The sequence below is a fragment of the Flavobacterium aquariorum genome (assembly GCF_003254745.1).
Lineage (GTDB): Bacteria > Bacteroidota > Bacteroidia > Flavobacteriales > Flavobacteriaceae > Flavobacterium > Flavobacterium aquariorum.
On record NZ_QKXH01000008.1, the window covers coordinates 93586 to 113976 of the forward strand.

The 20391-nt window shown below is 34.7% G+C and carries 22 protein-coding genes and 1 riboswitch; of the genes, 7 read left to right on the forward strand and 15 right to left on the reverse strand.

Going from position 1 to position 20391, the window contains the following annotated elements; genetic code table 11:
• Positions 1-2: 2 nt before the first annotated feature.
• Positions 3-452 (reverse strand): hypothetical protein, encoded by a 450-nt coding sequence (locus DOS84_RS13205; RefSeq protein WP_111410594.1) that lies wholly within the window; start codon positions 450-452, stop codon positions 3-5.
• Complete coding sequence (locus DOS84_RS13210) at positions 439-948, reverse strand: RNA polymerase sigma factor (RefSeq protein ID WP_111410595.1); 510 nt, start codon at positions 946-948, stop codon at positions 439-441. Before DOS84_RS13210 ends, DOS84_RS13205 begins: the two co-directional genes overlap by 14 nt.
• Before the next feature lie 124 nt (positions 949-1072).
• Here DOS84_RS13210 and DOS84_RS13215 point away from each other — a divergent pair, with 124 nt between their 5' ends.
• Complete coding sequence (locus DOS84_RS13215; RefSeq protein WP_111410596.1) at positions 1073-2521, forward strand: S41 family peptidase; 1449 nt, start codon at positions 1073-1075, stop codon at positions 2519-2521.
• Positions 2522-2634: 113 nt separating this feature from the next.
• Here DOS84_RS13215 and DOS84_RS13220 read toward each other — a convergent pair whose 3' ends face one another.
• The 7 genes from DOS84_RS13220 to DOS84_RS13250 form a co-directional block, all read right to left on the reverse strand.
• Entirely contained in the window at positions 2635-3732 is a 1098-nt protein-coding gene (locus tag DOS84_RS13220) for a YncE family protein (protein ID WP_111410597.1), read from the reverse strand.
• 5 nt (positions 3733-3737) lie between these two features.
• On the reverse strand, positions 3738-5585 hold the full coding sequence (locus DOS84_RS13225; protein ID WP_111410760.1) for a TonB-dependent receptor plug domain-containing protein: 1848 nt from the start codon (positions 5583-5585) through the stop codon (positions 3738-3740).
• A 31-nt stretch (positions 5586-5616) separates the two neighbouring features.
• Positions 5617-5820, reverse strand: a riboswitch (cobalamin riboswitch).
• Between the two features lie 103 nt (positions 5821-5923).
• The gene (cobC, locus tag DOS84_RS13230; protein WP_111410598.1) at positions 5924-6460 is read right to left on the reverse strand and encodes an alpha-ribazole phosphatase; all 537 of its coding nucleotides are present in this window, start codon (positions 6458-6460) and stop codon (positions 5924-5926) included.
• Positions 6445-7242 carry an adenosylcobinamide-GDP ribazoletransferase gene (locus DOS84_RS13235; RefSeq protein ID WP_111410599.1) on the reverse strand — a complete coding sequence of 266 codons (798 nt, stop codon included), beginning with the start codon at positions 7240-7242 and terminating at the stop codon, positions 6445-6447. Before DOS84_RS13235 ends, cobC begins: the two co-directional genes overlap by 16 nt.
• Positions 7243-7248: 6 nt before the next feature.
• Positions 7249-8925, reverse strand: coding sequence for a nicotinate-nucleotide--dimethylbenzimidazole phosphoribosyltransferase (cobT, locus tag DOS84_RS13240; RefSeq protein ID WP_111410600.1), 1677 nt, complete (start codon positions 8923-8925; stop codon positions 7249-7251).
• A gap of 112 nt (positions 8926-9037) precedes the next feature.
• Positions 9038-9547, reverse strand: coding sequence for a bifunctional adenosylcobinamide kinase/adenosylcobinamide-phosphate guanylyltransferase (gene cobU, locus DOS84_RS13245; protein ID WP_111410601.1), 510 nt, complete (start codon positions 9545-9547; stop codon positions 9038-9040).
• A gap of 32 nt (positions 9548-9579) precedes the next feature.
• Positions 9580-9942, reverse strand: a complete 363-nt coding sequence (locus tag DOS84_RS13250) for a DUF5522 domain-containing protein (protein WP_111410602.1) — start codon at positions 9940-9942, stop codon at positions 9580-9582.
• A 96-nt stretch (positions 9943-10038) separates the two neighbouring features.
• On the opposite strand from DOS84_RS13250, the gene DOS84_RS13255 reads away from it, so the two are divergent.
• From DOS84_RS13255 to DOS84_RS13270, 4 genes are all read left to right on the forward strand, one after another.
• Positions 10039-11181 carry an ABC transporter substrate-binding protein gene (locus DOS84_RS13255; RefSeq protein ID WP_111410603.1) on the forward strand — a complete coding sequence of 381 codons (1143 nt, stop codon included), beginning with the start codon at positions 10039-10041 and terminating at the stop codon, positions 11179-11181.
• 7 nt (positions 11182-11188) lie between these two features.
• Positions 11189-12217 (forward strand): iron ABC transporter permease, encoded by a 1029-nt coding sequence (locus tag DOS84_RS13260; protein ID WP_111410604.1) that lies wholly within the window; start codon positions 11189-11191, stop codon positions 12215-12217.
• 143 nt (positions 12218-12360) lie between these two features.
• On the forward strand, positions 12361-12774 hold the full coding sequence (locus tag DOS84_RS13265) for a GxxExxY protein (protein WP_111410605.1): 414 nt from the start codon (positions 12361-12363) through the stop codon (positions 12772-12774).
• 60 nt (positions 12775-12834) lie between these two features.
• Positions 12835-13614 (forward strand): ABC transporter ATP-binding protein, encoded by a 780-nt coding sequence (locus DOS84_RS13270; RefSeq protein WP_111410606.1) that lies wholly within the window; start codon positions 12835-12837, stop codon positions 13612-13614.
• A 64-nt stretch (positions 13615-13678) separates the two neighbouring features.
• On the opposite strand, the gene DOS84_RS13275 is transcribed toward DOS84_RS13270, so the two are convergent.
• Positions 13679-15286, reverse strand: coding sequence for a class I SAM-dependent methyltransferase (locus tag DOS84_RS13275; protein ID WP_111410607.1), 1608 nt, complete (start codon positions 15284-15286; stop codon positions 13679-13681).
• 309 nt (positions 15287-15595) lie between these two features.
• On the opposite strand from DOS84_RS13275, the gene DOS84_RS13280 reads away from it, so the two are divergent.
• Positions 15596-16093: a hypothetical protein gene (locus DOS84_RS13280; protein WP_124020647.1), complete on the forward strand. Its 498-nt coding sequence runs from the start codon at positions 15596-15598 to the stop codon at positions 16091-16093.
• Here DOS84_RS13280 and DOS84_RS13285 read toward each other — a convergent pair.
• Both DOS84_RS13285 and DOS84_RS13290 read right to left on the reverse strand, forming a co-directional pair.
• On the reverse strand, positions 16080-16532 hold the full coding sequence (locus DOS84_RS13285) for a tRNA (cytidine(34)-2'-O)-methyltransferase (RefSeq protein WP_111410609.1): 453 nt from the start codon (positions 16530-16532) through the stop codon (positions 16080-16082). The two genes, DOS84_RS13280 and DOS84_RS13285, sit on opposite strands and share 14 nt — an antisense overlap.
• 25 nt (positions 16533-16557) lie before the next feature.
• A complete protein-coding gene (locus DOS84_RS13290) occupies positions 16558-17133 on the reverse strand; it encodes a pseudouridine synthase (RefSeq protein ID WP_111410610.1) in 576 nt (191 codons plus the stop codon).
• A gap of 167 nt (positions 17134-17300) precedes the next feature.
• Between DOS84_RS13290 and DOS84_RS13295 the strand changes: the two genes are divergently transcribed.
• Complete coding sequence (locus tag DOS84_RS13295; RefSeq protein WP_111410611.1) at positions 17301-17666, forward strand: hypothetical protein; 366 nt, start codon at positions 17301-17303, stop codon at positions 17664-17666.
• A gap of 115 nt (positions 17667-17781) precedes the next feature.
• On the opposite strand, the gene DOS84_RS13300 is transcribed toward DOS84_RS13295, so the two are convergent.
• From DOS84_RS13300 to DOS84_RS13310, 3 genes are read right to left on the reverse strand one after another with little or no spacing between them, the layout of a single operon-like run.
• Complete coding sequence (locus DOS84_RS13300; RefSeq protein ID WP_111410612.1) at positions 17782-19395, reverse strand: hypothetical protein; 1614 nt, start codon at positions 19393-19395, stop codon at positions 17782-17784.
• A gap of 30 nt (positions 19396-19425) precedes the next feature.
• A complete protein-coding gene (locus DOS84_RS13305) occupies positions 19426-19971 on the reverse strand; it encodes an RNA polymerase sigma factor (RefSeq protein ID WP_111410613.1) in 546 nt (181 codons plus the stop codon).
• Positions 19972-19989: 18 nt separating this feature from the next.
• Entirely contained in the window at positions 19990-20313 is a 324-nt protein-coding gene (locus DOS84_RS13310) for a hypothetical protein (RefSeq protein WP_111410614.1), read from the reverse strand.
• Positions 20314-20391: the final 78 nt, after the last annotated feature.

Consider the following 20391-nt stretch of genomic DNA (forward strand, 5'->3'; position numbering starts at 1 on the left):
ATTTATTCAACAAATACTTTCTCTTTCGTTACTTCATACACCTGAAGATATTGCACCCCTTCAATTCCAACATTTACATTATCAGATAACATGGCCAATGCTTTTTGGGTCGCTACAAAAGCTTCCTTAGGATCGTCATATGTTCCCAATTCTTTACTTTCTTTTACTGTATCTGTATTAAAATAAGCGTATGTCCCTGCTCCCATCAAAACTAAAATCGAGGCAGCTATCGACAACCATGCTATTTTTCTTTTTTTAGAAACTAAAAATACATCATTCGCAGGCTTTTGTTGTTTTGCTTCAGTAAAATATCCAAATAGCGGTCGGTATTGTTCTAAATGTGGCGCTACATTTGAAGAAGAAAAATAGTTTTTCAACTCATTTTCTTCGGCAATACTCGTCTCTCCTTCAAAGTATTTTTCTAAAAGTGCTTCCATTTTATTGAACTCCATAACTGTGTGTTTTTAACATATATTCTCTAATTGTTTTTCTTGCTCTTGAAAGTGCCACTCTCACGGCAGTTTCATTCATCTCTATTATTTTTGCGATTTCCGAAAATTCGCATTGCTCTACATCCCGCAACTGAATAATCAATCGTTGCTGTTCCGGCAATTGGTTTATAATTTTTTCAACCCAATTTAAACTATCGTTATCCTCGACTTTTTTATCTAAGCTTGGTTCTCTATCTGCATAATTATTGTGTACAATTTTAAGATTACCCGCCCTTTTCGATTTTAACTGATCCAAACAGTAATTTTTGGTCATTGTCATTGCCATTGCCTCAACACTGTTATACGAATCTAAATTTCCATTTTTACTCCATAATTTTACCAAAATTTCTTGAGTAGCATCTTCTGCTTCCTCTGTGCTTACGAGTAATCGCTTAGCCAATCGAAAAAGTTTATCTTTGAATGGATTGATTAAAAGCACAAATTCATTTTGGTTCATAAAATGGCTATATTAATTCGGTTATATAATCAAGACGATTAACAATTATATTTGTTACAAAAAAAATTTAATTTAAACTAAAGTTAGTATTTTTGCGTTCTATACCTACAAATAAATTCTTAACATGAAGGCATCTTTCAAAATTACACTTTTATTATTCATAGCCCTTCTTACTTTTCAGAGTTGCGAAGACATGGACGATGTTGCCGCTCCAGAGTATTTGGAGGTAAATGATTTTATATGGAAAGGTCTCAATTTATATTATTTATGGCAAGCCGATGTTCCTAATTTAGCTGATACCCGATTTGCCAATCAAGGCGATTTAAATACATTCTTAAAAGGATATCCGGAACCGGAAACTTTATTTGACGCACTAAGAGTTGATAAATCGATAGATCGCTTCAGTTGGATTGTAAGCGATTATCGAGAATTAGAAGGAATGCTGCAAGGAACTACCAAAAATGACGGTGTTGATTTTGGTCTTTACCGTAAAGCTTCAGATTCTAATGATATATTTGGTTGGGTACGATATATCATACCCAATTCTGATGCTTCAACAAAAGATATTAAGCGTGGTGCTATTTTTTATGGTGTAAATGGAACTCAACTTACAGTAAGTAATTACCAAACCTTACTATTAAATGCAGAAAACTACACTTTAAATTTAGCCGATTACAATAATGGTCAAATTACACCTAACGGAAAATCGGTAACATTAACAAAAACAGAACTTTCCGAAAATCCAATTTTAATAAACAATGTAATTGAAACTGGAGCTCATAAAATTGGATATCTTATGTACAATGGATTTTATCCAAACTATGACTCACAATTAAATGACGCTTTTGGTTCATTAAAATCACAAGGTATTACCGACTTAGTTTTAGATTTAAGATACAACGGTGGTGGGTCTGTACAAACAGCAACACGCTTGGCCAGCATGATAACAGGACAATTTACCGACAAAGTATTTTCTAAACAAAGATGGAATGACAAAATCAATGCTTATTTCGAATCCGAAGATCCAAGCGCATTGAATAATTTATTTACAAGTACTATTGAAGGAACAACAGTGAACAGCTTAAACCTTACCAAAGTTTATATCTTAACAACAAAAAGCACTGCTTCTGCAAGTGAACTGGTAATAAATGGGTTAAAACCCTATATCGATGTGGTTCAAATTGGGGATATAACTACAGGAAAAAATGTAGGATCTATAACCATTTATGACTCCCCTACTTTTGGCAAAGAAAACAGAAATCCACATCACCGTTACGCAATGCAGCCTATTGTTCTAAAAATTGTAAACGCAAATGATTTTGGCGATTACTTTAATGGTTTGGAACCTACCTATTCCTTAAAAGAAAATATAACTAACTTGGGAGTTTTGGGTACCACGTCAGAGCCTTTGCTAAGTACGGCCATTGGAAAAATTACTGGAACTGCCAAAATGGTTAAAAAAACTACAGGAAAACAATTCCCTTATTTTGAAGATTCAAAATCAATTAATGGAGTACAAAATCAAATGTATGTTGACAAAGTTCCAGCTGGATTGTTAAGATCTTTGGAATAGACAAAGTACTGTTAAATTATTATCATTTCTATACAAATTAAAACAAACAACTCAATCAAAAAAGGCTTTCATTACTGAAAGCCTCTTTTTTTTCAAAAACAAATACCTAACAATTAATCATTAAAATAGAAACCCGCTGGAATAACTCCAACCGAGAACGTTTTTTCCAATGTACCAATTGATGGTGAGCTTAATGCATAAACATATACTTTCCCATTGTGTGTGTAATCTCCAGCGTCACCAACATAAATATGATTTCCGTGAACTGCAAAACTATACACCCCGTAAACACCCTGCGCTGTAGTACTAAACACTGAAGTTGCCGGCAATGCAGTTGCAGATGCACTCATTTTATAAATATCAGAATCGATAGTATAATAGACATCTTGTCCGTTCAATACCAAATTCGATAAATGCTTAGTCGCATTCGAATAGCCAATTGTGCTTGATACTTTATTTGTCGATAGATTTACTTTAACAATTTGACCAGCTGTTTCTGCCAAAGGAGCACTTACATAACTTGGATTTCCGGCACACGATACCCACAAAGTTCCGTCTTTTATTTCCATATTTTCGGGAACATCTCCAACAGTTATTGTAGTGGAAACAGCATTTGTAGCGGCATCAATAACCGAAATTTTATTACCATAACTATACCCCCCTTTATGGGCTACATATAATTTTCCCGAATTCGCTATAACTTTTTCAGGTCCTTCTACAACCGGAATAGAGCTTGATACTTTATTTGTGGTCAAATCGATTACGGCTACATAATCATCTGTTGCAACGCTTCCGTCACCCCAATTGGTAACATACCCTTTACCATTTGCAAAACCAATATATCTTGGATTCTTCAATCCAGAATTGATACTTCCAACACTCTTTAAAGTATAGCGATTTACAATTTCTATTTTGTTGCTTGCATTCAGAACGATATAAGCCAAATCATTATTAAAACCAACGTCCTGTCCTGTATCTCCCAAAGTAACTGTTGGATTTACTACCGAAAAAATATCATTTTGTGCAGTAGCAAAATCTGAAGAAACATAAGAAACCGAAGCATCATTATGACCAAATCCGCCTTGGTTCAAAATCAAAAAACCATTATCATAACTCCCTAGTGGAGCATCATTATTATTGTCATCATTGGTACACGAAACAAAAAAAATGGAGAACGTTACCATTACTAAAACTAGTTTACTGAAATTCATTTTTATTAAAATTTAAAAGTTAGGTTGATTAAAAAATTTCGTCCCGGCATATAGTGCTGGGAAATGCTTTGGTAATTTTGATTAAAAAGGTTCAATGCCTGCAAACCAATTTTACATGTATTTTTGTTTCCAAAATCATAGTAAACGCCCAAATTGGAAACCCAATATTCTTTGACCAAATTGTATTTCTGCGAAGGAGTCGTAACCGCTCCATTAAACAAAAATTGATACGTAGCTACTATTTTTTTATAAGAATAGGAAACATTCGAATTGAATTTATGATACGGAACATAGATCAATTGCTCCCCCGTTTCAACATTTTCTGAAACAGTGTAAGCGTAGCTTGCGTTTAGTGCCAAATTATTTTTCCCGTACGAATTGGACCAACCCAAATTCGTTTCGGAACCATAACTATTGACACGGTCAATATTTTCTGGTGTCCAATTGCTACCATCCAAAGGAGCCCAACGAATCAAGTCGCTTATTTTTATAAAATAAATCGTTTCTGATAATGTGAATTTTTTATAGGTAAAAATATTACCAACCTCAGCCTGGTAGGAGCTCTCTGGGTTCAAATTAGGATTACCGCCTGTTTCCCAATACAAATCATTGAAAGTTGGAATCCTGAAATTTCTGGAAACATTGATTTTTAAATTATAAAGTGCACTAAACTTATAGGAAGAACCCAACGAGAACAAAAATGGACTATCGTAATCCGAACTCGCTTCTTTCCTGAACCCCAATTCGTTTTGCCATTTTTCGTTGTGTTGTTCTACCACTTTTATCGCAATCGCACCAATTTGTCTGATATTATTCCCAAAACTAGTACCGTAACCCTTGGTTCGATTGTAATCCAGAATTCCATTCAATTTAATGGACTCCGTCACTTTGTAACCCAAATCTATTTTTGCGATAAATGATTCGGATTTTCCAAAACTAAAATCATCGTTTTCGATATTCTCAAAATATTGATATTGCTCTGTGAGATACGCCACTTTATAATTACTGCTGAAACGATCTTTTGCTGTTGAATATTCCAAAAGGTTACGGCTAAAAGTATTCACGTATTTAGTTTTCGAATCCGATTCGGATATCAAAGCAAGATTTCTATCCGTATTTGAAGACTGACTGTAAAAAGTAATGATAGAATTGGGTTTTATTTTGTAACCGACATTGGCAAACAAATTGGTTGTAGAATATTGACCATTTTCATTTTTCCGTTGAATTCCGTCCCAAGTATATTGGTTGATGTAGGGATAATCATTATCTGAGCTATTTCTGGAAAAGCCAACTTGAGTACTCCATTTTTTATTCGAAAAAATCATTTTATAATTGGCGCTAATGGTATTGAAGTTTCCATAATCCAATCGTAAATCATTTTCGAATTTGCTCTTGAAAACCAATTCATTGCTTAAATGAACAGTTCCTCCTATGGCTCCACTTCCATAACTAACACTTCCTCCACCCGCTTTTATACTTATCGAATTAAAATCGGGAGCTGTGAATGTGTTGAAATCGGCGCTTCCGTTGAGTTGAGAATTGACATTTATTCCATTCCAAATTACGGCCGTTTGAGAAGCAGTCGTTCCTCTAAAAGAAACTGTTGACAGCATTCCGCGCCCGTATTCCTTGAAATACAACACGCTGTTATAATTTAATAAATTGGAAAGGGAAGATTGATTTTTATTAATAACCGAATCATTAAGAATCTGAATGGTTTGTGATTTATTGCTAGAATACAAAGTACGGTCTGAGACTACAACTTCTTTCAAATTGGTTATAGAATCATTTTGCGCCGAAATTAATTGGCACATTAACACAAAAAGGGCTAATATTAGTTTTCTTAAAGTCATAATTTCTGAACCTTTTTTCCCGAAAGTTCGATATTCGTTAAGAAAAAAGGCAGGTCTCCTGGCTTGCGTCTTGTTGTTCACCTTCCCATCACGTTTTTAGAACGAGACAGTGGCATTGTAGATAACAACAAGCTAAATAGCTTACAGTTGCGGGAACAGCTTAGGTTTTGAACCTAATTCCCTTTTAATGTGTTTTCGTAAAATGTAAAACACAACCTTAATTCGGGTGCAAATATAAAGTTAAAAACATTGAAAACTAAAATTAATGACCCATTTTAATTTCATTACAAATATAAAAAATTGTTTATCAGTGTTTTAAAATTAAAAATGGACCGATTTCACATTTCTAATTTAATAACAACCCCATAATCCAGTGGCGCATTAAAAGCTTCCTGCAGGGGAAGATTATTTATTTTGCACAAAATACTTCGGATAATTCCGGAATGCGCCACAATTATAATCGGCTTTAAATGTGTTTCCGAGATCTCATTATCCAAAAATTCCTGGACTCTATAATCCAAATCCACAAACGATTCTCCATTAGGCACATTTACGGTAACAAAATCTTCCATCCAAGGGTCTAAAACTTCTCTAGGAATAGCATCCCACCTTTTTAATTCCCAATCACCGAAATTCATTTCCATTAATCTTGTATCTTCAATAATGGATTCGATTTTAGTGTTTTCTTTGATGTGATTAGCCAAAATAACACAGCGTTGCAACGGACTGGAATACAAAATAGCGTCTGATGGCAATTGATTTAGAATAGATTCAAAAACAGTATCGTAAGGTTCACGAATTCCAACATCACTCTGGCCATAGCAGATTCCCTTTTCACAAACTGTTTCGGTATGACGAACTAAATAAACTTCCATATCCCAATAATTGACAGATAAAAAACCACTTCACAGACCTGTTGCGTTGCTCCTAAACAATCTCCTGTATAACCGTCAATCCATTTCTCAAAATAACGAACAAGAAAAAATCGAGCAAGAAAAACAGGCACTAAAGCCAACAATAATTGCCATTGAAAAAACGACAAAATCACAAGAGGCAATAAACCAAAAAACAAGGCTCCAATTACTTCTTTCCTAGTAAAATTTTGGGCAATTGGTTTGCTTTTGCTCGATGCATCTTCCCTTGAATATTGGTGGGTAAAAACTATAGAGACAGCCGCTAGACGACTTACTGAATGGGCAGAAACAAAGAGTAAAAGGTTGCAGACTGCAGATTGCAGATTAACGATTTCTGATTTGGAAACTAGGCTGATAACAACTTCAAATTTCAGCAAAAAAAGCAAAACTAAACCAACAGTTCCATAGGCTCCAATGGCACTATCCTTCATTATCAAAAGGATTTTCTCTTTGGTCCAACCTCCGCCAAAACCATCACAAACATCGGCAAAACCGTCTTCGTGAAAAGCACCTGTCGTCAGTATCCCTGCAATTATCGAAAATATCAAAGCAATTTCGACAGAAAACACAAACGAAGCCAAATAATACATTCCAAAGCATACTCCTCCAACTATCCAGCCAATTAAAGGGAAATAGCGTGATGCCTTGTTTAAATAATCTGGATCGTGGTCGATATTTTTGGGGCACGGAATTCGAGTATAAAACATCAAAGCCGTGAAAAATATATGGATTTCTTTTTTCATTTTTATTTATTTTTTACTGATACCAGCAGATTCAAAACTGGCCATTTCATTCAAGAAACAAACAGCCGATTGGATAATTGGAAATGCAACAGCGCAACCTGTACCTTCTCCTAATCGCAAATCAAGTTGCAACAACGGCTGAACATTTAGATAATCCAATATTTTTTGATGTCCTTTCTCTGCCGATGAATGACAGAATATGGCGTTTTCTTTTACTGACGGATTCATTTTATAGGCTATTAAAAAAGCGACTGTGCAAATAAAACCATCCACCAAAATGAGCATATTATTTTCTTTCGCCTGTAGCATTCCACCTGTCATTTGCATAATCTCGAATCCTCCAAAATAAGCCAACTTGCTTTGTAAATCGTCTGACCCTCTATAATTCCCAAGGGCATTTTTCAAAATATTTTGTTTCTGAATCAGCTTTTCGTCATTAGCGCCTGTGCCCTTTCCGATGCAATCTTCAATAGGCAATTGCAAGAGGATGCTCATCAAAATTGAAGCCGTAGAAGTATTCCCTATCCCCATTTCGCCAAAACCGATACAATTGCAACCTGTTTCAAAAATAGAATTCACGATTGCTGCCCCTTTGACAAAACACAAATCCAGTTCGGTTTGACTCATTGCCGGACCGTGCAAAAACGACTGTGTACCTTTACCTATTTTGGCCGAAACCAGATTGATATTTGTCGGAAAATCATAATTTACACCAGCATCCACAATGGTTAATTCAATATTGTTTTGTCTACAAAAAACATTTATTGCAGCACCTCCTTCCAGAAAATTATTCACCATTTGTCGGGTAACATCCTGCGGATAGGCGCTTACACCGTGATTGGCAATTCCGTGATCCGCAGCAAAAACAACTATATTGGGTTTTGTTATTTTGGGTTCCAATGTTTGGAAAACAATTCCTATTTGTTTCGCCAAACTTTCCAAAACACCAAGAGAACCCAAAGGCTTGGTTTTATTGTCTATTTCTTGTTGAAGTGCTTCGCTTATAGCGGAATCATCGGTATGTAATTGCGTCGTTACTCGCAAAGAATCAGGAACCGAGACGGGAGTTGAAAACAAAATCTCCTCAACATGTGGGTTCTCTTGTTTTTGCTTCCAATTCAGCTGTTGCAGCATAGGCTGGTTGTTGTAATTGGTTGCGGGTTTGCCTACGCAAAAATACCCCAACGGCTCTATATTTTCGGGTAAACCCAGAAGCAGTTTGAACTGGTAATAGTTTATAATTGACACCCAGCCCATCGAATAGCCTTGCTCCGTCAATGAAAGCCAAATATTCTGGGCCGCACAAACTGCGCTAAATTTAATGGCTTCGTTACTGCCTACAGTTCCAATCGTAAAATTATTCAAAACAGAACGGTCGTAACAAATCACCAATCCGAGTGGTGCTTCCTCAATCGCTTCCAGTTTTAAGGCTTTATATTGTGTTTTTTGAAGTTCATCGTCCGTTAAGTTTGATGCCTTATGATCATAGTCCAAAAAAAGTTCTTTTACGGCTTTTTTGATTTCAGCCGATTTGATCAAATAATATTTGGTGGCATCAGTCAGGCCAACCGATGGGGCACAATGTCCTGCTTGCAACGCTTTTTGAATCACTTCATCCGGTATGGTATCGTTTGTAAAATGACGGGTGTCGCGACGGGATTTTATAATTTCATCTAAGGTCATTATGTCTAGTATTTTTTTTGCGTTAGGGATTGAAGTGAAAATCCTCCCGATTTTTTTTCGGGAGATTGTAACGAAAAGCCCGACCCTTGGGGAACGCCCAAATTTATAAAATCTATCCTTTTATTTTTACAGGAATTCCTGAAACCATCAATACGACAGTTTCAGCTTTTTGAGCTATGTATTGATTCATCCAACCTTGTAATTCAGTGAATTTTCTGCCAATATGGGTATCTGCGTGGACTCCCATTCCTATTTCGTTGGTAACGATAATTATCGTACTATTTTCTTGCTGTGCGATGGCATCCAATTCGGCTTTGGCCTGTTCCAAACTTAAGGCAACATCGTTTTTTGTATCCACAAAAAAATTAGTTAACCAAAGCGTCACGCAATCTACAATAGCCACTTTTCCAGAGAAATCAATTTCACTAAGATGCTTTTCCTTTTCTATGTTTATCCAACGCTCATCACGGTCTTTTTGATGGCGGTCAATGCGTTTCTGGAAATCTTCATCCCATTTTCTGGCTGTCGCCACATACATTGGTTTTTCGGATAATTCTTTGGCTAAATTTTCGGCATAACTGCTCTTTCCGGAACGTTCTCCACCTGTAATTAAATAAATCATTTTTGGGTATATTGTGTTTTGTAACTATTTTTTTAATAAGGACAATGTGTGCAATCACTTTTGCAACAATATCCGCGTTTGAGATGAAACCAGGGTTTGAAAACATAGTTGCCATCTTCAAAATAATAATCAATTCCTTCTATAATTTGTGCGGTTTCGGGCAAAAGAGAAGCTTTGTTTCCAACCGCCGTTTCGGGAGTTATGGTGGCAACAAATTCGTCTATTTTAGTAGAACAAGCGTTCGTAAAGCAAGTTGGACAAAGACAATCTGCAATATCTAAAGGATTAAAAATAGGAGGAAAATCATTGCACCAACATTTCTCTCCTTGTACCGTATCTCCACAATCAAAAGGCATTTTACAAGCCGAACAATGTTTTACTTTTATTATATTCATTTGGTAAAGATAACGTTTGTTATATTTTTTACTCCAAAAACTAAACAGGAAATTTGTAAATTAATCTACCTTTGCTCTTATTGAAAAATATAAAACATGCGATTTTCATTCTACAAAGTTATTTTATTAACCATTCTTTTTTCATTTATCGGATGCAAAAAAAATGAAAAAAACGACACTCTAACTGATGTCAAAACTACGAACAGTATTCATTATGCTAAAAATTTAGCCATTTACAAGCATGAAGGCTATACGGTTATAGAGGTTTCAAATCCTTGGCCGGATGCAGTGAAAGATTTCACTTATGTTCTAAAAGAAAAAAACGGAATTGTCCCGGACAGCTTAAAAAAATACACTGAAATTTCCGTTCCATTGCAATCTATTGTTGTGACTTCGACCACAAATATTCCCTTTCTTGAAATGCTCGGTGTCGAAAAATCGCTTGTTGGTTTCCCTCATACCGATTATATCTCATCCGAAAAAACGAGAGCCCTAATTGATGCTGGTTCAGTAAAAAATGTTGGACAAAACGAAAAACTCAACATCGAACAGCTTATCGAATTGGCACCGGAACTCATCGTAACTTTTGGGATTGACAATAACAATCCCTCTATTGAAAATTTACAAAAAAGTGGCTTAAAAGTACTCATTCAAGCCGATTGGATGGAGCAATCTCCTCTTGGAAAAGCAGAATGGCTAAAACTTTACGGAGCCTTATTTGGAAAGGAAAAAGAAGCTGACGTTCTGTTTGAAAACATCGTAAAAGAATACAACAACGCCCTTGCATTGGTTGCTGACAAAAAACCAACATCGACTGTTTTGTATGGTTCTATGTACCAAGACCAATGGTTTGTGGCCAAAGGCAGCAGCTGGGTTGCGCAATTTATGAAAGATGCCAAAGCCGATTATCTTTGGAAAGACCTCGAAGGTACCGGAAGTCTTGGGTTGTCTTTTGAAAACATATTGGACAAAGCAAAAACTGCTAATTTTTGGATCGCAACTGGTTCGTTCAAATCATTGTCTGAATTGGAAAAAGCCAATCCTCATTACAGTCAGTTTGATGCTTTTACAAATAAAACCATTTATACTTTCGAAGGAAAAATGGGAGCCACTGGAGGTACTATTTTTTATGAATTGTCACCATCAAGACCTGATTTGGTATTGAAAGATTACATTAAAATTTTTCATCCTGAATTGCTTCCCGATTATGCTTTTACTTTTGCTACTAAATTGAATTAGATACAAATTGAACAATCAAAAAAGAAATACAATCTTATTCTCATTCCTTTTTTTAGGGCTCATTGTGCTGTTTTTTGTGAACATCAGTTTGGGGTCGATTACTATCCCTTTCAAGGAAGTTTATACCTGTTTGACAGGAGGCCAATCCAGTAAATCGACTTGGGAATACATCATCATTAATTACCGTTTGCCCAAAGCGATTACGGCTGTTTTGGTTGGAATGGGATTGTCTATCAGCGGATTGCTGATGCAAACTTTATTTCGAAATCCGCTTGCTGGACCTTATGTTTTGGGACTCAGTTCGGGGGCCAGTTTGGGGGTTGCCTTTGTAATATTGGGAGCCAGTGTATTGCCTTCTTTTTTGAGTGGCATTTTATTATCTCCTTACGGAATTGTTTTGGCTTCAACTCTAGGTAGTACCTCTGTTTTATTATTGGTTTTATTGGTTTCACAACGCTTGCGTGACACTATGGCAATTTTGATAGTTGGACTTATGTTTGGCAGTTTCACCAGTGCTGTTGTGGGGGTTTTAACGTATTTCAGTTCTGCAGAGCAATTGCAAAAATTTACTTTTTGGTCGATGGGAAATCTTGGCAATTTGTCCTGGACATCCATCCTCATTTTGACGATTTGCGTATTATTAGGATTATTCCTCAGCCTACTCAGTATCAAACCCTTGAATGCATTGCTCCTTGGTGAAAATTACGCCAAAAGCATGGGATTAAATTTCAACAGAGCCCGACTTATTATCATATTAGCAACGAGTATTTTGGCAGGAAGCATAACGGCTTATGCAGGCCCAATAGCCTTTATTGGATTGGCGGTTCCCCATATTGCCAAGTTAGTATTTCAAACCAGTAATCATACCGTTTTATTCTGGAGTACTTTGCTTTTTGGAGCAGCTATAATGTTGGTTTGCGATGTGGTTTCCCAAATGCCGGGAATGGAAATTACCTTGCCAATTAATGCTATTACTTCAATATTGGGCGCGCCTGTGGTCATTTGGCTGTTGATTCGAAAGAGGAATTTTAAATAAAGTTTTTAAACACATAGAGACATAGAATTTATAGCTATTAGTAAGAGTTAGATAGTCGTAATACTTTCACATAGCCAAATCTAAGTGTTAAATAATAATTTTGAATTACACTTTAAGCCTATTAATATCATAAACAAAATCAAATGATTACTCAAAAATATTTAGACGAACTAACATATGAAATCATTGGTTCAGCCATTGAGGTTCACAAAATTATTGGCAAAGGATTACTTGAGAGTGTGTATCATCACTGTATGATGGAAGAACTATCTCAGAGGAAAATAAATTTTCACACAGAGATGAATGTCCCAATAATTTATAAAACAAAAGAATTAACAACTAATTTCAGATGTGATTTATTCATTGAAAATTGTGTTGTCGTAGAATTAAAATCTGTATTAGAAATGAATTCTATATTTGAAGCGCAGCTTCTAACCTATATGCAACTCTTAAAAGCACCCAAAGGAATAATCATAAATTTTAATTGTTATAATATTTTCAAAGAAGGACAAAAAACATTTGTAAATGATTTTTTTAAACTTCTACCCAAACAATAATTACCTATGTTTCTATGTGTTTAAATTCATTTTCACGAGTTCATAATTTTTAATAAAAAAATGGCAAACAATATCCTCACCACAGAACATTTAAGCATTGGGTACACTTCCAAAAAAGAAACTGTGACCATCGCCGAAAACCTCAACCTGAACTTACAAGCTGGCAAGCTGATTGCTTTAATTGGAGCAAATGGTATTGGAAAATCTACTTTGCTGCGCACGATTACGGGGATTCAAAAACCTTTGCAGGGAACTGTTTTTTTGAACAATAAGAAAATAACCAGTTACGAACCATTGGCATTAGCCCAAAATTTAAGCATGGTTTTGACCGAAAAATTGCCTCCCAGTAATTTAACCGTTTTTGAACTGGTGGCACTGGGACGTCAGCCGTACACCAATTGGATTGGAACGTTATCAGATGCAGACGTTCAAATCGTTCAAGACGCAATTGAACTAACGCAAATTGGTCATTTGTCCCAAAAAAAACATTACGAAATAAGTGATGGTCAGCTGCAAAAGGTTTTGATTGCAAGAGCATTGGCACAGGACACTCCCTTGATTATTCTGGATGAGCCTACAACACATTTGGATTTATTACACAAAGTTTCGCTGCTAAAACTCCTGAAAAAACTAACCCACGAAACTGGAAAATGCATTTTATTTTCGACCCATGACATCGATATGGCCATACAATTAAGTGACGAGATGATTATCATGACACCCGAAACTGTGGTACAAGACGACCCTTGCAACTTAATCACTAAAGGAAGTTTTAATACTTTATTCAAAGACGAACATATCGTTTTTGACAGCGAAAAAGGCAAATTTGTTATTACTTAGAATTATGAGTTTTGGGTTTACTGCACAAGACTGAAATCTGTAAACTGAAATCTGCAAACTTTTTTTAAATTCCTTTCAATAAATTAATACTTACCGTTGCAATTTCTGAATCTGGGAATTTTTTAAAATAATTGGGGTCTGGAAATAATCCTGCTTCGGCGGCAACTTTATGCAGAACATCAATCTCAACTATAAATTGATCCGAAAAACCGTGTGTGGCATCATAGGCCGTCGCAGCTGTTTTTCCCAAATTTGCAGCTGTTAAATGAGGTGAAACAGTATGCAATTCGATAATGAGCAATCCAAATTTATGAACATAAGGCGACCATTTTTTGAAGTGTTCGAACAAATTATCTTCCACTAAATTATTACTGATTCTAATACCTCTATGCGCAAATGCACCAGTCGAAGTACTTATTCTTCCTTTTGTAATTTGTTTTGGCATTTCCCAAATTCGATTGTGATCCAGAAAAGTTCTAACGTTCAACAAATCTTTTAAATCGATATTATAATTCTCTCGTAAATCTTCTGCCAACAAATCCGGCCGACCAATATCTCCCCAAATGACTTTGGCCCAAATATCGGCTTTGATCAAATTGGCTCGCGTTACTTTGAGGGCAGCCTGGTTATAATCGGCACCCACTAAAAATAAGGGATGTGTGTCCAGCATTTTTCCTCTCAAAGTTTGACGTTCAATCACATCAAAAATATGTTCCAGAAAAGCACCATTTCCACAGCCCATATCCAGTATTCCTTTTGGTTGTTTAGCAATTGGCAAATTGAATAATTTGATGATAATTTCGTCAACTACCTTAAAATAAGTATCGTGCGCACCACCGCTTCCCCACACATTCATTTCTCGATCGACGTGAATTTCATCATCCCCATCTCCAACGATTCTTAAAACAGAAGGATCACCAAAAATCAATTCATCCATTTTACTAAAAGTAGGCAAATACGAAACTGTCACACCATAGGCAGAAGCCCTTTTGGCGAAAAATAAACCTGTTTCGGTAAACTGATAATTACCTTTTTTTTGGGTGAACCATTCCAAATCAACCAAAAAGTCAAGGATTATTTTGAAATTTTCGGGTGATTTATGAAACTCTTCAGGTCGGAAAGATATTTCCATAAAATATTTATGAAACATACCACTCATACCAAGATGCACTACGGTTGGGCCAACCAAAAAGCCTTCAATATGCTTTAAAATTTGATGTTGAATGGTATTGGTTAAAGAATCCGAAGAGAACGAAATTCCATAATTATCTTTATACTTATCGAAAATAGATTTTAAGCGTTCAAAAGGAGCTTCTTCAAATAATCTGGGATGAAAATCCATTGAATATTGCAATAAATCTACAACATCTTTGTACAATGGAAACAGAGAAAAAGCAATCTCACTTTTTTCATTAATACGAAAAGCAATCAAATCTGTTTTGTTGTTTACGTAATAATCAAGAAAACCTTGTGATGCCAAAACCCGTAAAGCAACATTTAGGTAGCCCTCATTGGTTTTAAACTTTGCGGAAAGTTCAGAGAGACATATTTCTTTTCTCTCTAAAATATAAGCTAAGACTCCTTTTTTATACAAACAAAAAGCTACCGGAGCAGTTACTAAACCGTCGAGATGTCTAAAAATAGTACTTCGTAAGGAAACGTTATCTATCATAAAAAGAGATTTAAGACCTAACATTGTCTATCTCAAATATATGAAATTTCCTTTAAAAAAACAGATTTCCATATAGCCAATAGATTTTAAACTCCTCACCCTAAATACATAATCCTATGTGTTCTTTGTCTATCTCAACTGAATTAGCAATATTAAAACTGATGATTAATAGCTTCATTAGGAATGATAAAATAGTTTTTGATATTATATTTAGAAATGAAAATCTTTTTTCAAAAGGGAAAAAGGAAAATTTACTTTCAAAAACCTACCATTGTTGTTTATCTTTGTAAGAGTCGTAAAAACCTAGAGATGAAACACTTTCTTAAAATAACCTTGTTTTTTTGGATTGTCGCAAGCTCGGCACAGACAAAGTTGGAAATGACCCCCAAAGGATTTGCCCCTTTGGAAATAGATATGCCCAATCAACCCATTACTAATTTAATAGAGCAATCCAAAGAATGGGCACGGTATTACAATGAAAAAGGTTCTGATGTTTTTGATGTTTCTAAAAATTCCTTAACCATCGAAGCTCGCTATGAAAATGCTTATTACTACTGGAATTTAGCCGTAAAATACAATTTTGACATCAAATACAGTCTTAAAATTGTGTTTGGAGAAAATCAAAAATATACCCTTACATTTACTGTAAAAGAAATTTATACGGATAGGGTTCTTATGAAGACTACGGTAGCGGATTTTTTTACTTCCGACGGTAAACTCAAGGAAGATTTCAAAGATGTAAAACCGTCATTGGAAAGCACGGTAAATAGAATTATAAAATCTTATATTAATTTCATCGCCCGGTAATCTGTCTCTTTGCTTCACCCACCACAAAAGCAACTGAATTAGCAATATTAAAACTTCTAATTAATGGAGACATGGGAATAGTCAGATGGTTTTCGAACAAAGCTAAAACTTCTGCGTTCAAACCAACGCTTTCCTTTCCAAAAACTAACCAGTCACCATCATGGAATTGATTTTCCAAATAGGACTTTTCAGCATGTGAACTCATCAGAAAAACTCTGGATAAGTCTGGAATTTGAGACATCCATTCAGCTACATTTTGGTATTCGGTTACATCAAGGTGTACCCAATAATCAAGCCCGGAACGCTTTAGGTTTTTATCATTGATTACGAATCCAAAAGGATGAATTAAGTGCAAACGGCTTTCGGTACCTACGCACAAACGACCAATATTTCCGGTATTGTTAGGTATTTCAGGTTCTACAAGAACAATGTTTAGCATATATATTTCTTTAATTGGTAATTTTTTAATCGTTTAATTGGAAATTGGAAACCTCCAAAACCTCACCGGCTTGCAAGTCATTCAAAAGTACGTTTCCTATTCGGACTCTTACCAATCTTAAAGTTGGAAAACCAACAGCTGCGGTCATTTTCCGCACTTGTCTAAACTTCCCTTCATTCACAGTTATAGAAGCCCAAGAAGTAGGACCATGGCGTTCATCCCGAATCTTTTTCCCTCTTGCTCCAAAATTAGGAATTTCATTTACAATAAATGATTCACAGGGTTTAGTGATGTACTTTGTGCCATTAAAACCAATTTCGACACCACTTTTCAATTGTTCAATGGCTTCGGGAGTGATGATACCATCAACTTGAACATAGTATTGTTTATCGACTTTTTTGCTCCGAATAATTTCACTCATTTTCCCATCAGTCGTCAGTAAAAGTAAACCTTCAGAATCTTCATCAAGCCTACCAATAGCCATTGTTCCAATTGGAAAATTATATAACTCACCCAAGAGTTTTTTCTTGCGCTTCAATTCATAAATAAATTGACTTAAATAACCATAGGGTTTGTGAAGGACGAAATGATGGTGGGACATTCTAGACTTGTTTTGTGAGTACAAAGATAGATTTGTTTTTTCAGTTTAAAAAAAGACCACTGCACATTTCACTCTTCAAACCCAATGCTATGTTAATTGATTGAATTGCTGCAGATAAAAAGCGTATCATTATAGTAATTTATAGTATTAACATAAAATTTAGCGATATGGAAAATAATAATCTAGGTTCTAAAAAAACCAATAACAAACAAAATTCTGACACCGAGTCCATCAGTAAAAACTTGAATCCAGAAATATCAAAACTTAAGGAAGAAATAGAAATTGATAGTCATGGAAATGAAAAAATAGTCCAAAGAGCTCGTAATATTGAAGGAACCACTCCAGATCTTCCAGAAGAAATCGATAAAGATCAACTAGAAAAAGAAGGTTTGAACCGTGGAGTTTTAACGGAAAAAGACACGGAAAAAACACTAGAAAATAGAGATCGAAATTCTGACATAACCCCCAATCGCTATCCAAACTCAAATCCAGACAATCATATAGACAGAGGAAACCAAAAATTGGATGAGTAAAATTTATTCGTTTTAAAATTAATTTAAAAATACAAAATGCTAGATTCTCTACGGAGCATCCAGCATTTTATATTAATCATATTAAAAAATAGTGCCAAAGAATTAATTTTTCCAATTAAAATGTAACATTTAACCCCACATTAAACATCCATTGAAATTGATTGAATGATTGATTTTCTAACGGATTGATGTAATAATTCATTCCAGGTTCAATGAAAAATTTAGTCTTTTTAAAGAGTTCATACTGCAGAGTACTACTCAATAAAGTTCCGTAAACAAATTCATTTACATTTTTGTTTTCCCCTATTGAATTTCCATTCAAAGCAATATCATTAGAAATTAACTTCCCGACAAAACCGCCCGTGTTCATGCTAATATTGGTTTTCTTTTTACTCAAAATAGCATACGAAACCTCCAATGGCATTTCGAAATACTTCAAGTTTTGTGTTACATCTCCTTTTTCAAGACCACTTTCATTTTTTGAATTGGAAGAAAATAAATATTCTTCATTTTTTGAAATGGAAACAAATTGATAATTGGTTGATGAATTAGGCACATAATTATCATTGGTAAGTGGAAGTGAACCGGAAACAGCCCCATATAAGTTTTGCTTATCATAATAAGAAACCCCAGCTATCTTTTGCCCTAGTTCGTTAATTTTGAAACCGGAACTTACACCCCATTTTTTGTTCAGTTTATAATTCGTCTTCACACCATAACCATTAGACTGTTTTGAAGCCACAGTATTTCCGAGCGCTTTTTCATTACTATAATTTTGAGAACTCATAACACCCGCAAAAACTTGAAGCGACCATTTATCTATGCTTTCTGAAACCTTTTTTTTCTTTGATTTGCCTTTATCTAGTTCCACTAAAGCCTGCTCTAATTGCTCAACTTCTAATTTTATTTTGTTTAAAGTATCTTTTGAACTTGTTTTTTCTGTAAGTCCTTTATCGTTGTTCAATCCCAAAATTTCATTATTTTGATTACTTACAATAGATTTGTTATTGGCATTTGTTTGTTTTACTTGAACCGATTTATCAATTACTATCTCTGATTTTGAAATGGTATTTTCTGCAATTGTCTTGTTCTTATTTTCTTCTGAAATACTATTGCCTTGATTTCTTACTATTCCATTTTTGTTTGAATTTGAATTACCAACTTGAGCTGATTTGGCAATTGGAATTTCAGATTGAAGAATAACAGGAGTCGCATTTTGATTTGAAACTATCACATTCGATTGTGATTCATTCTTAACAATTTGGATCTTTCCTTTCTTTCTCCACTGACTCAAATTATTAAATTTTGCAGAATCTTTTGTTTTGGAAAAAACACCTGAAACTGTCGTTGTGACAACTTGATTGTTATTTAAATCATCATTTTTAATTCCTCTATCATTGCGATTGAGATTACTATTCTCATTTTTATTCTTATTCCCATCATGAGTACTCTTGCTTTTCAAATTCGAGTCCTTTTGCAAAACAACTTTATTCACATTATTTTCCACATTTATTTCAAGACCATTTCCTTGATTGGCATTAAAATACAAAATAGTTGGAACTGAAAGTCCAACTACTAAACTGGCGGCAATCGACCACCAAATAATGGCACGATTCTTCTTTTTAGGTTCATCTAGTTGCGCTTCAATTTTTTCCCACAATTCGGGAGGCGGTATACTGGAGAAGTTTTCCAATGAAGAAAAAATAGATTTTGCTTCTTTATTTTTCATGCCTTGCTTATTTACTTTTATGGTATTTTGTTATGCTGTTTTACAATTTAATACGGCCAAAATTCTTTTTTTCAAAATACTCTTGGCTCTATTCAGATTCGATTTCGATGTGCCTTCTGAAATCTCAAGCAACTTTGCAATCTCTTTGTGCTTCATTTTTTCGAAAACAAACAAGTTGAAAACCATTCGGTACTGGTCTGGTAATTCTTGAATGTATTCTAATAATTTTTCTTGCTCAATTGAAGCCAATTCTAATTCTTCGTCCTCAATTATATCGGTATCAAAAACATCCAGGAAGAGTACATCCTTTTTCTTTTTCTTTAGTGTTTCCAGTAATTTATTGATAAAGATTCTTTTGATCCAACCTTCAAAACTTCCTTCAAATTTGTATTGCCCCATTTTTTGAAAAGCAATTACAAAAGCCTCCTGAAAAACATCTTTGGCATCATCTTCATTTCGCATGTATTTAAGACATAGCCCATATAAAACAGGAGAAAACAACTGATAAATTTTCAGTTGTGCTTCCCGGTCGTTTTCGACACATTTTTTTATATATAGTTCTATGTTTTCTTTCAAGAAATAAGTTTTAACTCGTTAGTTTTTTCTTTTAGTTAAATTAAAATTGGTAAAAGCAATGGGATCATTGAACGATTCTTTTTGATTATTCAAAAACAAATCTTCATTACTGTAAATTTCCAAAACATCTTCTACAAAAATAGGGCTTACTTTTGTAGTATTATCAATTTTATTTTTGGCTGTCTCAACAGGCGTAAATTCTCCTTCATCTGTAAAAATAAAAATTTTCCATGCCCAACTCTCCACTATTTTCTTTTTGGAATTTGAATCAAAACCAGCATCATCATTGGCACACGAACAAAAAGTAAGTCCAATAAAAATTATAAAAATTAATTTTCCCATTTTGCAAGTATTAAATATTGATACTGGTTTTCATCTTCAATTCCGATTCATTATCCGAAAATCATCATTTACGTTTAG

What these genes read in the sequence shown, in the direction of transcription:
- DOS84_RS13205 (WP_111410594.1), bottom strand. Translation starts at nt 452, where the DNA reads ATGGAGTTCAATAAAATGGAAGCACTTTTAGAAAAATACTTTGAAGGA.
- DOS84_RS13210 (WP_111410595.1), bottom strand. Translation starts at nt 948, where the DNA reads ATGAACCAAAATGAATTTGTGCTTTTAATCAATCCATTCAAAGATAAA.
- DOS84_RS13215 (WP_111410596.1), top strand. Translation starts at nt 1,073, where the DNA reads ATGAAGGCATCTTTCAAAATTACACTTTTATTATTCATAGCCCTTCTT.
- DOS84_RS13220 (WP_111410597.1), bottom strand. Translation starts at nt 3,732, where the DNA reads ATGAATTTCAGTAAACTAGTTTTAGTAATGGTAACGTTCTCCATTTTT.
- DOS84_RS13225 (WP_111410760.1), bottom strand. Translation starts at nt 5,585, where the DNA reads ATGACTTTAAGAAAACTAATATTAGCCCTTTTTGTGTTAATGTGCCAA.
- cobC (WP_111410598.1), bottom strand. Translation starts at nt 6,460, where the DNA reads ATGGAAGTTTATTTAGTTCGTCATACCGAAACAGTTTGTGAAAAGGGA.
- DOS84_RS13235 (WP_111410599.1), bottom strand. Translation starts at nt 7,242, where the DNA reads ATGAAAAAAGAAATCCATATATTTTTCACGGCTTTGATGTTTTATACT.
- cobT (WP_111410600.1), bottom strand. Translation starts at nt 8,925, where the DNA reads ATGACCTTAGATGAAATTATAAAATCCCGTCGCGACACCCGTCATTTT.
- cobU (WP_111410601.1), bottom strand. Translation starts at nt 9,547, where the DNA reads ATGATTTATTTAATTACAGGTGGAGAACGTTCCGGAAAGAGCAGTTAT.
- DOS84_RS13250 (WP_111410602.1), bottom strand. Translation starts at nt 9,942, where the DNA reads ATGAATATAATAAAAGTAAAACATTGTTCGGCTTGTAAAATGCCTTTT.
- DOS84_RS13255 (WP_111410603.1), top strand. Translation starts at nt 10,039, where the DNA reads ATGCGATTTTCATTCTACAAAGTTATTTTATTAACCATTCTTTTTTCA.
- DOS84_RS13265 (WP_111410605.1), top strand. Translation starts at nt 12,361, where the DNA reads ATGATTACTCAAAAATATTTAGACGAACTAACATATGAAATCATTGGT.
- DOS84_RS13270 (WP_111410606.1), top strand. Translation starts at nt 12,835, where the DNA reads ATGGCAAACAATATCCTCACCACAGAACATTTAAGCATTGGGTACACT.
- DOS84_RS13275 (WP_111410607.1), bottom strand. Translation starts at nt 15,286, where the DNA reads ATGATAGATAACGTTTCCTTACGAAGTACTATTTTTAGACATCTCGAC.
- DOS84_RS13280 (WP_124020647.1), top strand. Translation starts at nt 15,596, where the DNA reads ATGAAACACTTTCTTAAAATAACCTTGTTTTTTTGGATTGTCGCAAGC.
- DOS84_RS13285 (WP_111410609.1), bottom strand. Translation starts at nt 16,532, where the DNA reads ATGCTAAACATTGTTCTTGTAGAACCTGAAATACCTAACAATACCGGA.
- DOS84_RS13290 (WP_111410610.1), bottom strand. Translation starts at nt 17,133, where the DNA reads ATGTCCCACCATCATTTCGTCCTTCACAAACCCTATGGTTATTTAAGT.
- DOS84_RS13295 (WP_111410611.1), top strand. Translation starts at nt 17,301, where the DNA reads ATGGAAAATAATAATCTAGGTTCTAAAAAAACCAATAACAAACAAAAT.
- DOS84_RS13300 (WP_111410612.1), bottom strand. Translation starts at nt 19,395, where the DNA reads ATGAAAAATAAAGAAGCAAAATCTATTTTTTCTTCATTGGAAAACTTC.
- DOS84_RS13310 (WP_111410614.1), bottom strand. Translation starts at nt 20,313, where the DNA reads ATGGGAAAATTAATTTTTATAATTTTTATTGGACTTACTTTTTGTTCG.